General features: G+C 70.5%; 11 protein-coding genes. 6 read left to right on the top strand and 5 right to left on the bottom strand.

The window, feature by feature from the left end; genetic code table 11:
• Positions 1–360: LytTR family DNA-binding domain-containing protein (locus tag N800_RS14500; RefSeq protein ID WP_036140254.1), on the top strand; the 360-nt coding region annotated here is incomplete at its 5' end.
• Between the two features lie 94 nt (positions 361–454).
• A complete protein-coding gene (hemC, locus tag N800_RS14495) occupies positions 455–1,372 on the top strand; it encodes a hydroxymethylbilane synthase (RefSeq protein ID WP_036140251.1) in 918 nt (305 codons plus the stop codon).
• 12 nt (positions 1,373–1,384) lie between these two features.
• Here the strand turns inward: hemC and N800_RS14490 are convergent, their stop codons facing one another.
• The 5 genes from N800_RS14490 to N800_RS14470 form a co-directional block, all read right to left on the bottom strand.
• The gene (locus N800_RS14490; protein WP_036140248.1) at positions 1,385–2,038 is read right to left on the bottom strand and encodes a DUF481 domain-containing protein; all 654 of its coding nucleotides are present in this window, start codon (positions 2,036–2,038) and stop codon (positions 1,385–1,387) included.
• An 89-nt stretch (positions 2,039–2,127) separates the two neighbouring features.
• Entirely contained in the window at positions 2,128–3,087 is a 960-nt protein-coding gene (locus tag N800_RS14485; protein ID WP_036140245.1) for a dimethyl sulfoxide reductase anchor subunit family protein, read from the bottom strand.
• Positions 3,084–3,962, bottom strand: a complete 879-nt coding sequence (locus N800_RS14480) for a 4Fe-4S dicluster domain-containing protein (RefSeq protein ID WP_036140243.1) — start codon at positions 3,960–3,962, stop codon at positions 3,084–3,086. Before N800_RS14480 ends, N800_RS14485 begins: the two co-directional genes overlap by 4 nt.
• Positions 3,959–4,186 (bottom strand): hypothetical protein, encoded by a 228-nt coding sequence (locus tag N800_RS14475; RefSeq protein WP_036140241.1) that lies wholly within the window; start codon positions 4,184–4,186, stop codon positions 3,959–3,961. The genes N800_RS14480 and N800_RS14475 overlap by 4 nt, the downstream gene beginning before the upstream one ends.
• The gene (locus N800_RS14470; RefSeq protein WP_084087734.1) at positions 4,183–7,242 is read right to left on the bottom strand and encodes a molybdopterin oxidoreductase family protein; all 3,060 of its coding nucleotides are present in this window, start codon (positions 7,240–7,242) and stop codon (positions 4,183–4,185) included. Before N800_RS14470 ends, N800_RS14475 begins: the two co-directional genes overlap by 4 nt.
• A 133-nt stretch (positions 7,243–7,375) precedes the next feature.
• Here N800_RS14470 and N800_RS14465 point away from each other — a divergent pair, with 133 nt between their 5' ends.
• From N800_RS14465 to N800_RS14450, 4 genes are all read left to right on the top strand, one after another.
• Positions 7,376–7,819: an acyloxyacyl hydrolase gene (locus N800_RS14465; RefSeq protein WP_036140236.1), complete on the top strand. Its 444-nt coding sequence runs from the start codon at positions 7,376–7,378 to the stop codon at positions 7,817–7,819.
• A 62-nt stretch (positions 7,820–7,881) separates the two neighbouring features.
• Positions 7,882–8,850, top strand: a complete 969-nt coding sequence (locus N800_RS14460) for a helix-turn-helix transcriptional regulator (RefSeq protein ID WP_036140233.1) — start codon at positions 7,882–7,884, stop codon at positions 8,848–8,850.
• A 1-nt stretch (position 8,851) separates the two neighbouring features.
• The gene (locus N800_RS14455; protein WP_052108293.1) at positions 8,852–9,871 is read left to right on the top strand and encodes a patatin-like phospholipase family protein; all 1,020 of its coding nucleotides are present in this window, start codon (positions 8,852–8,854) and stop codon (positions 9,869–9,871) included.
• Positions 9,872–9,962: 91 nt separating this feature from the next.
• Positions 9,963–10,264, top strand: a 302-nt coding sequence (locus N800_RS14450) for a hypothetical protein (RefSeq protein ID WP_156963015.1), incomplete at its 3' end; no start/stop codon positions are given.

The following is a 10,264-nucleotide window of genomic DNA, read 5'->3' as shown; positions in this document are numbered from 1 at the left end:
CAGTCGGCGCCCGCGGCCGACGGCCGCCGCCGCAGCCACCTGTGCGCGCGCCTGCGCGGCAGCCTGCGCCTGATCCCCATCGAGGACGTGCATTACCTTCAGGCCGAGGAGAAGTACGTGGTGGTGCACCACGCGCGGGGCGAGGACCTGATCGAGGAGTCGCTGAAGTCGCTGGAAGAGGAGTTCGGCGACCGTTTCGTGCGCATCCACCGCAACTGCCTGGTGGCCCGCCACGAGATCACCGAACTGCGCCGCGCCCCCGATGGCCACACCCAGGCCGTGCTGCGCCACGGCCGGCAGCCGCTGGAGGTCAGCCGCCGCTGCGTGGCGCACCTGCGCGAGACGCTGAAGCACCTGTAATCCGGCTTGCCGCGCCGCTGCCTCGTGCCGTCGGCAGGGAGGGCAAGCGCGCCTGCTCCGCGCCGCCGACGTCGGGATCGCCGATAATGGGCGGATGAAGACCCTGCGCATCGCCACCCGCAAGAGCCCGCTCGCCCTCTGGCAGAGCGAGCATGTCGCCGCCCGCCTGCGTGCCGCCCACCCCGGCCTGGAGGTGGTGCTGGTGCCCATGAGCACCCGCGGCGACGAGGTGCTGGACCGCTCCCTGGCGGCGATCGGCGGCAAGGGCCTGTTCCTCAAGGAACTGGAACTGGCGATGCAGCGCGGCGAAGCAGACTGCGCCGTGCACTCGCTCAAGGACGTGCCGATGGAGCTGGAGCCTGGCTTTGCACTGCCGGCCATCCTGGAGCGTGCCGACCACGCCGACGCCTTCGTCAGCAACCACTTCGACGGTATCGCCGCGCTGCCGCAGGGCGCGCGCGTGGGCACCTCGTCGTTGCGCCGGCAGGCGCAGTTGCGTGCGTTGCGTCCCGACCTGCAGCTGCTGGACCTGCGCGGCAACGTCAACACGCGCCTGGCCAAGCTGGATGCGGGCGACTACGACGCCATCGTCCTGGCCTGCGCGGGCCTGGCGCGGTTGGGCTTCGAATCGCGCATCCGTGCGCGGCTGGATGCGCCGCAGTGGTTGCCCGCGCCGGCACAGGGCGCCATCGCCATCGAGACCCGTGACGACGACGCCGAAGTGCAGGCCCTGTGCGCGGTACTCGACCATGCGTCCACCCGTACCTGCGTGTCGGCCGAGCGTGCGATGAACCTGGCGCTGCACGGCAGTTGCCACGTGCCGGTGGCCGCATTTGCCCTGCTCGAAGGTGATCGCCTGCAGCTGGAAGGCGCGGTGGGCTCGGCCACTGACGGGACGGTTGTCCGCGCCTGCGGCGAAGGCACGGCCGATGCGCCCGCACCGCTGGGGCACGCGGTGGCGCAGGCGTTGCTGGCGCAAGGCGCGCGGGACCTCATCAACGCGGCCGTCTGACCGCATCGCCGATCAGAAGCGGCGACGGATGCCGAGCCAGCCCTCGGCGGTGCGCATGGCGTCGGCGTTGGGCTGGTGGCGGATCACCGCATCGGTTTCCAGCGTCCACTCCGGCCACAGTGTCACGTCCAGGCCGATCGACTGCTTGACGAAAGTGTCCTCGCGCCCGGCTTCGAACTGGATGCGTTGCGTCCATTCGGCGCGTTCGCCCAGGCGCTGGCCCACGCGCAGTTCGCCGCGGAATACCGGGCCTGACTGGCGCACGCCGTCGTCGTGCAGCGGGGCCAGGCGATAGCCCGCGCCCAGGTTGAGGCCGAGGCGGGTGTCACCATCGCGCAGCGCGTCGTAGCCGTAGGTGGTGCCCACGCGAAAGTGGTCGGCGTAGTGGCTGGCCGCTTCGCGGCGGGTGGCCGGTGCGCTCAGCGACGCGCGGCTTCGGCTGCCCGGCAGGCTGAGCGGTCTCTGCCTGGCAGTCACCAGGCGTGGTGCGTCCGCATTGCCGGCGACGCGCCATTCCCGGTCGCCGCACTGCGTGGAATAGCAGGGCAGGCGCAGGTGCGCCGGGTCGCTGGCGAGCGCGATCAACGCGGGCTCGCCGCCGTATACCGGCGTGGGGAAGGAGACGAACGGACCCGTCAGCAGGGCCAGTCCAACGGCACCAAGCATGCGCAGGCAACGCGGAGGAGTGGGCCCCGATTATGCCAAAAGCCGGCGGCGCGTCGTCCGTGATGGCGTGCGCAAGGGGGCGGGTTTGGTCAGTAGTACAGGCTGACCAGATGCCGGGCCTGCGCGAAGAACAGCCAACGCTCCACCGCCGCGCCGAGCAGCGCGGACAGGGCAGCGAGTGCCAGCAGTCCAGGCGCCGCAGCCGGCCAGATCCCTCCGGCGAGCAGGCACACCGCCGGCAATGCGGCGAACATCGCCAGTGCGAGCGCGCGCAACGCACGGCCATGCTTGCGTGCCAGCACGTACACCATCTCGCGGGTGACATAGTTGGCTTCGGTGTGCGGGCGCTCGAACACGCTGGCCTGGCGCGTTGGCAGGCCCAGTGCATCGCCGCGCGTGACCGCCAGTGGCGTGGTGTCGATGGCGTGCCAGTAGCCCAGCTTCAGCACCGCCATCGCGGCGGCCATCGCCAGCATGGCCCACGCCGCGGCCGGTGACGCCCGGCCCGCGATGGCCAGCAGCGCCTGGTCGAGCAGGCCACCGGTGAGCAGCGCAAACCCGAGGTAGCCCGGTAGCACCAATGGCTGGCGCCATGCGGGGATCGGCTTGAGCGAGGCGTAGATCATCGCCGTGCAGGCCACCGTGGCGAGGCTGCCCGCCACCAGCAGCGCCGCGGCTGCCGACAGTAGGGCAGCGGGCACATGGATGAAGCCGAGGCCGACGGGATCGAGCTGGCGCGCGCCGAGCAGCATCAGCAGCAACGCGGCCGGAAGGAATGTCGCCACCGCCGCCACGCCCTCGCGCGACAACCAGGACGTGCGCCATTGCGAGAGCGCGCGCCACGCACGCCCGGGCTTGCCGAGGTGGCCGAGCGACGAGAGCAGGCCGGCCGTGACCAGGACGCCGCCCAAGGCCGCGCCGGCAAGCCATGCCGCGGCATCGGCGTGCGCCACGCCCCCCAGCGCAAGCCGCAGGCCCAGCCAGCACCACAACCCATAGCCGGCGCCGGACAACGTGGTGAAAACGATGACGGAGAAGGCCGGATTCATCGCGACAACACCCGGTCGAGCCAGCGCAGGACGCCGGGCAGTTGCGCAGTATCCAGCGGCTCCTGCGGCGGTGCAGCCGCTTCCGCGCGCCGGGGACGCGGCGGCAGGTATTGGTTCGTGGGTCGGTAGCCGAGCTCGGGCATCAGGTCGACGCCGCCGCGTTCGGCGACCAGCCTGGACACCTTCGACTCGGGATCGGCGAGGTCGCCGAAGTGGCGCGCCCGGGTCGGGCAGGCCTGCACGCACGCCGGCTGGCGCTCGGCTTCGTCAAGGTGCTCGTTGTAGATGCGGTCGATGCACAGCGTGCACTTCTTCATCACGCCTTCGACGTGGCTGTACTCGCGCGCGCCGTACGGGCACGCCCACGAACACAGTTTGCAGCCGATGCATTTGTCCTCGTCGACCAGCACGATGCCGTCCTCGGCGCGTTTGTAGCTGGCACCGGTCGGACACACGGTGACGCACGCCGGCTGCTCGCAGTGCAGGCACGAGCGGGGAAAGTGCAGGGTCATGGCCGGCTGTGCGACCTCCTGTGCCAGCGGCGAGGCACCCGCGCAGCCAGCGGTGGCGTTTGCGCCGGCACCGCGGTTGGCGCCGCTATTGTCGTGGATCGAACCCAGGCCGAGCGCATCATGTGCGCCAGGATCGAACGCCGGGGTGGTGAAGTCGGTCGCCGCCAGCTCGTAGCTGTGCACGCGGTTGAACCACACGCCCGCGGGCGCCTTGCCGTAGGGCTGCTCGTCGGTGAGCGGCGCGGCGAATCCGCCGGCATTCCACTCCTTGCAACTGACTGCGCAGGCGTGGCAACCGACGCAGGTGTCGAGGTCGATGACCAGGCCGAGCTTCTTCTTCGATGGTGGTGGCAAAGCGGTCATCGCTTGTCCCGCCGGCCGCCCTTCAGCAGCCACAGGCCCAGCACGAACAGCGCGAGTGCGCCCAGCACCGTGGGCAGCAGCCCGTACAGCACCGCCGCCAGCGAGTCGGGTGCGTCGGTGGTGGACAGGCCGATCGGGTCGATCACGCCATAGCCGAGCAGCACGACCACGGCGAAGCCGAGTGCCACGCACAGCCAGCCGGCAAAGCGGCGTCCATCATTCATGGGGTGTCTCCGGGCTTGCGGCCCTTGCGGAAGGCGGCGCCGTAGCGCAGCGGCGCATTGTCGGCGGTGCCGTAGGGCAGCGGCGCGAACTGGGGTGCGGTTTCGCCGCGTGGATCCACCTTGGCGATGCGCACGCGCAGGTCGAACCACGCCGCCTGCCCGGTGACCGGGTCGGCGTTGGCATAGTCGCCGCGCGGGGTGATGTCGCTGATCAGGTGGTTGAGCAGGAAGCCGTGGCTGGCCTCGGGAGCATCCGCGCCGAGCCGCCAGGCGCCCTTGCGCTTGCCGATGGCATTCCACGTCCACACGGTGTCGGGCTGCACGTTGGCGGCGAACCGGGCCTGCACGGTGATCGTGCCGTGGTGCGAGGTCACGTTGATCCAGTCCTCGTCGCCGATGCCGTGCCGGATGCCGGTGTCCGGGTGCAGGTACAGCACGTTGCGCGAGGCGATCTGCCGCAGCCACGCGTTCTGGGAACCCCACGCATGGTACATGAACATCGGCCGCTGGGTGACGGCGCTGAGCGGATACGGATGCGGCTTGGACCCGCGCGCAGTCGCGTCGACATGGCCAACCGGCGTGGCGGCGGCTGCGGATGAGGCCGCTGGAAAGGCGCTGTCGCCCGAGCGTTCACCCAGGTCGTCCGCTTGCGCGCCTTCGAACGGCTCGTACCAGATCGGCAGCGGGTCGAAATAGGTGGCGACGCGCTCGCGGTGCGCGACCGGTGGCTGGTGCGTGCCGTGGCCCTGCGCGGCCAGCCGGAATTTCTGCAGCGTCTCGGAATAGAGCTGCAGCGGGATCGGGTCGGCGTGGCCGAGGAAGCCCATGCGCTGCGCCCAATCCAGGTAGCCGCGGTTGGCCATCTTGAAATAGCGCGCGTGCTCGGGGGCCTCGCTGCGCCAGAAGCCGCCGTGCTCGATGTAGCGCTGCAACTGGTCGGGGTTGGGCGCGCCCTTGGCCTCACGAGTGCCGTCCTCGCCGCGCCAGCCGGCCAGCAGGCCGACGCCCGGCGCGCGTTCGTGGCGCACGATGTAGTCGGCGTAGTCGCGGTACTTCGGTGAGCCGTCCTCATCGACCATGCCCGGCAATCCCAAACGCGCGCCTAGGTCGAGCAGCACGCTCTGGAAGCCGCGCACGTCGCGTGGGCGCGGGGGCACAGCGTTGCCATCGTCGGCATGCGCGCTGCCGCCCAACGCCGGATCCAGCACCGGGTGGCGGATGGCATCGGCGGCGCCGTCGGCATCGGAGATCGGCCGGTCGAGCAGGCTGATCGCGTCGAAGCGCTCGAGGTAGGTGGTGTCGGGCAGCACCAGATCGGCGTAGGCCACGGTTTCGCTGGCGTAGGCGTCGGCGTAGATGATGTGCGGGATGCGGTACTCGCCGTCATCGTCCTTGTCGGTGAGCCAGCCGATGGTCTGCGCGGTGTTCATCGCCGAGTTCCAGCCCATGTTGGCCATGAACATCAGCAGCGTGTCGATGCGGTACGGATCGCCGGCCCAGGCGTTGCGTATCACCGTGTGCATCATGCCGTGTGACGACAATGGGTATGCCCACGAGAAGGCATGGTCGATGCGACGCGGCGCGCCGTCGGCGTCGACCAGCAGGTCCTCCGGCCCGTGCACGAACCCGAGCGGTGCGGCATCGAGTGCGCCGTTGGCCTGGCGCGCCTTTCCGGGCCGGTTCGGTGGTGGGACCGGCTTGGGGTACGGCGGCTGGTAGCGGAACGAGCCCGGGGTATCCACCGCGCCCAGCAGCAGTTGCAGCAGGTGCAGCGCGCGGCAGGTGTGGAAGCCGTTGCTGTGCGCGCTGATGCCGCGCATGGCGTGCAGCGCCACCGGGCGCCCGACCATTTCCGCGTGCGTGCGGCCCCACGCATCGGTCCATGCAATCGGCAGGCGCACCTCGCGTTCGAACGCCGCTTCGGCCAGCTCGCGGGCGATGCGCCGGATGGTGTCGGCGGGGATGCCGCAACGTTCGCTTACCGCGTCGGGCGCGTAGCGCGGGTCGAGGTAGCGTTCTGCGAGGAGGTGGAACGCCGGCACGGCGCGGCGGCCATCGGGCAGGCTCACTTCGCCGACGACCGCGGGCCGGATGCCAACCGCGTCGGCGGCGACGGCCCGGCCGGTTCGTGTGCGCGAGTCGCTGGTTCCGGCCGTCGTGTCGGCGTGCATCGCAGCGGCCTCGGCCACATGTTGCCAACACAACGGCCGGCCTTCGGCATCGCGCGCGAACAACCCGTCATCCGCACCGCCCGGGTTGCGCACCACCAGCCAGTGCGCGTTGGTGTAACGCACCAGGTAGTCGAGGTCGATGCGGTCGGCCTTGAGCAGTTCATGGATCAGCGCGAAGGCGAACAGGCCGTCGGTGCCCGGGCGGATGCCGATCCACTCGTCGGCAATGGCGCCGTAGCCGCTGCGCACCGGGTTGACCGCCACGATCTTCGCGCCGCGCCCCTTGAGCTTGCCCAAGCCGAGCTTGATCGGGTTGGAGTCGTGGTCTTCGGCCACGCCCCACAGCATCAGGTACTGGGTGTGCTCCCAGTCGGGCTCGCCGAATTCCCAGAAGCTGCCGCCCAGCGTGTACAGCCCGCCGGCCGCCATGTTGACCGAGCAGAAGCCGCCGTGGGCCGCGTAGTTGACCGTGCCGAATTGCTGCGCCCACCAGCCGGTCAGCGCCTGCGACTGGTCGCGGCCGGTGAAGAACGCCAGTTCATCGGGATTGCGCTCGCGGATGGGGGCCAGCCAGTCCGTCGCGATCTGCAACGCCTCGTCCCACTCGATCTCGCGGAACTCGCCGCTGCCACGCTCGCCCACGCGCAGCAGTGGTTTGTCCAGCCGCGCGGGCGAATAGTGCTGCATGATCCCGGCCGAGCCCTTGGCACACAGCACGCCCTGGTTGACCGGGTGCTCGGGGTTGCCCTGGATGTAGCGCACGCGGCCGTCGCGCAGCCATACCTTGATGCCGCAACGGCAGGCGCACATGTAGCAGGTGGTGGTCTTGACCTCGTCGCCGGGCGAGGGCGAGGTGTCGATGGCCGGTTCCGTGGGCGCGTGCATGGCCGCATTGTGCCCGGGCCGTCTGCGGGACACCACGTCGCTCTGGGGCGGGCGGCCGGTTCGCGCGCGGTCGTCGTTTTAGAGAGAACCAAGGCGCTACTCGCCTGCGATCCGGCTACGAGGGGTGACGGACATGCGTGCATGGGCGACTGCGTGGTGGCTGCTGCTGGGTCTGTGTGTAACCCCGCCAGCCTGGGCGCAGGTGCACCTGGGCGGCGGTTGGGCCGACAGCATCGAGGGTGAGGGCGCGGAGATGGCCAGCCTGGCCTGGGTGAGCGCGCAGCGTCACCCGTGGGAGGTGATGGCAGGCTATATCGGCGAACGTGAGGGCGCGCACGTGCCCGACGCGGTGTTCTTCGCGGTCAGCAAGCGGCTGGTGTGGCGGCGCTGGTTTGCCAGCGGCGGCGTGGCTTGGGTCAGCGAGGACAACCACGTGCTGTCCGGGCATGGCCAGTTCCTGACCGGCGCCGGTTACACCTTCGGCCGGACCAGCCTGTCGCTGCGCCACCTGTCCAACGCGGACACCGGCGGGCGCAACCGCGGCGAGACCTTCGTGCTGCTCGAAGTCGGGTTCTGATTCCAGTCGGCGGCTTCGCCGTGTGCCATGCTAGGCACCAGCAACCGCCTGCCACGCCTGCCATGGAACGCATCGAACGCATCCACGCCCTGCACCGCATCCTGTCCGCCGCGCGCTACCCGGTGACGGTGCAGCGCCTGCAGGACGAATTGGAGTGCTCGCGCGCCACCGTGTACCGCGACTTGGCCTACCTGCGCGACAGCCTGATGGCGCCGCTCGTGGGCAACGGCGAGGCCGGCTTCCGCTACGACCACAGCGAGAACGACCGTTTCGAGCTGCCCGGCCTGTGGCTGAGCTCGGAGGAGCTGCATTCGCTGCTGGCCGCGCAGCAGTTGCTGATGCGCAGCGGCGGCGGGGTGCTGTCCAACGCGCTGGCGCCGCTGCAGCACCGCATCGAGAAGCTGCTGGATGAGCACGCTGGCGGCCGTCGCATCCCGGTCGAGCGCGTGCGCGTGGTACCGCACCGCACCCGCAGGCTGGACGAGCATGCCTTCCGCAACGTCGCCACGGCGGTGCTGGACCGCAAGCAGCTCACCTTCGAATACCGCGCGCGCTCCACCGACGAGACCACGCGCCGCACCGTGTCGCCGCAGCGACTGACCCACTACCGCGACAACTGGTACCTCGACGCCTGGGACAATGACCGCGAGGCGCTGCGCAGTTTCTCGGTCGACCGCATCGGCAACGCGCGCGTGGGCGAGAGCGCGGCGCGTGACCTGCCCGAAGACGAACTGAACCAGCACCTGGCGTCCAGCTACGGCATCTTTTCCGGCACGCCCAAGGGCTGGGCGACGATCGTTTTCAGCGCCAAGGCCGCGCGCTGGGTGGCCGACGAGCACTGGCATTCGCAACAGCAGGGCCGCTTCCTCGCCGATGGCCGTTACGAACTGAAGGTGCCCTACAGCGCCGGCCGCGAACTGCTGATGGACGTCATGCACTACGGCGCCGACGCCGAGATCATCGAACCGCCGGTGCTGCGCGAACAGGCGCGTGCGCTGCTGTCGCTGGCGCTGGGCAACTACGAGCGCTGACATGGCCGCGGCCGACGCGCCGAAGATCCAGCAAGGGGAGCCGGTCGCACTGGTGCTCGGCGCCGGTGGCGCGCGCGGCTTCGCCCAGATCGGCGTCATCGAGGCGTTGGAAGCGCGCGGCCTGCACGTGGTGGCCATTGCCGGCTCGTCCAGTGGGGCGCTGGTGGGCGGCCTGTACGCATCGGGCCGTTTGCCCGACTTCCAGAAGTGGTTGCTCGGTCTGAGCCGCACCGCGATGTTGCGCCTGCTCGATCCGGTATTCGGCCAGCCGTCGCTGTTTGGTGGCGAGCGACTGATCCAGGCGTTGCGCGAGCAGGCCGGTAACCACCGCATCGAGCAACTGGCGATTCCATTCACCGCGGTGGCCGTCGACCTGATGCGGCAGCGCGAGGTGTGGCTGCGTGACGGCGACCTGTGGGACGCGGTGCGCGCGTCGATCGCCATTCCCGGCATCTTCACCCCGCATGTGGTGCGCGGTCGCGCGCTGGTGGATGGCGGCCTGTTGGCGCCGCTGCCCATCGCCGCCACGCGCCTGTCGGGTGCGCATCGCCTGATCGCCGTGGACATGCACAGCTGGCCGGATCGGCCGGTCGGACGCTTGACCAACGGCAACGGCGCCATTGATGCAACCGGCAAGGACGGTGGCAACGCGGCCGGCGCCAGCGAAGGGCTTGCGGACAGCCCCGTTCCCGGCGCGGGCGGGGGCAGCGAAGCCGAGCGCTCACGGATCATGACCTGGCTGGCCCGGCGTTTCCGCGACGAGGCGCAGCGACAGACTTCGTCGCCCACGCTGGCATCGATCGGCATGCCGGGGCCGCTGGGATTCACCGAGCTGATGGCGCGTTCGCTGGACACGATGCAGGCGCAGATCGCCCGTGTGCAGATGGCGCTGGATCCCCCCGAGCTGGTGATCCGGATCCCGCGCGACGCCTGCCAGTTCTACGAGTTCTGGCGCGCCTCCGAACTGATCGACATCGGCCGCCGCGAAGCCGACAAGGTGCTGGACGCGGCGGGGTACTGACCCGCTGCCGGCGGCGAGGCGAGGGCGGCAGGGTCGCAACCCCTGAGACGGGGGCGAGCCAAGGTGTTTCCACACCACCGGAGCCACCGCCATGAACCGCATGCTCGCCCCGTTCAGCCGCCCGTCCAACGCCGCCAGCCCGACCCACCCGGGTCTGGCCACCGCTCCAGCACGCGAGGCGGCCCCGGACCCGCGCCTGGACGAAGCGCTGAAGCTGCTGCTGGCCATCGGCGTCGTCCTCGTCCTGTTGCTGCCGGCGGCGCGGGGCTCGGCGGCGAGCATCGGCTGGCTGCCGATGTGGCTGTTGGGGATGCCGCTGGTGGCGCTGTGGGCGACCCGGGGCTTCCGCCTGCCGTGGGGGCGCCGGCCCGAGGCAACCGGCCTGCGGGCCCG

Origin of the sequence: Lysobacter daejeonensis GH1-9, from assembly GCF_000768355.1 — a bacterium.
Taxonomy (GTDB): domain Bacteria; phylum Pseudomonadota; class Gammaproteobacteria; order Xanthomonadales; family Xanthomonadaceae; genus Aerolutibacter; species Aerolutibacter daejeonensis.
The sequence above is the reverse complement of the archived record's forward strand: the minus strand, read 5'-3'. Positions and strand labels throughout refer to the sequence as shown.

Excerpts from the sequence above, each read along its gene's own strand:
- N800_RS14490 (WP_036140248.1), bottom strand. The coding sequence starts at position 2,038 with ATGCTTGGTGCCGTTGGACTGGCCCTGCTGACGGGTCCGTTCGTCTCC.
- N800_RS14470 (WP_084087734.1), bottom strand. The coding sequence starts at position 7,242 with ATGCACGCGCCCACGGAACCGGCCATCGACACCTCGCCCTCGCCCGGC.
- N800_RS14460 (WP_036140233.1), top strand. The coding sequence starts at position 7,882 with ATGGAACGCATCGAACGCATCCACGCCCTGCACCGCATCCTGTCCGCC.
- N800_RS14465 (WP_036140236.1), top strand. The coding sequence starts at position 7,376 with ATGCGTGCATGGGCGACTGCGTGGTGGCTGCTGCTGGGTCTGTGTGTA.
- hemC (WP_036140251.1), top strand. The coding sequence starts at position 455 with ATGAAGACCCTGCGCATCGCCACCCGCAAGAGCCCGCTCGCCCTCTGG.
- N800_RS14485 (WP_036140245.1), bottom strand. The coding sequence starts at position 3,087 with ATGAATCCGGCCTTCTCCGTCATCGTTTTCACCACGTTGTCCGGCGCC.
- N800_RS14455 (WP_052108293.1), top strand. The coding sequence starts at position 8,852 with ATGGCCGCGGCCGACGCGCCGAAGATCCAGCAAGGGGAGCCGGTCGCA.
- N800_RS14480 (WP_036140243.1), bottom strand. The coding sequence starts at position 3,962 with ATGACCGCTTTGCCACCACCATCGAAGAAGAAGCTCGGCCTGGTCATC.
- N800_RS14475 (WP_036140241.1), bottom strand. The coding sequence starts at position 4,186 with ATGAATGATGGACGCCGCTTTGCCGGCTGGCTGTGCGTGGCACTCGGC.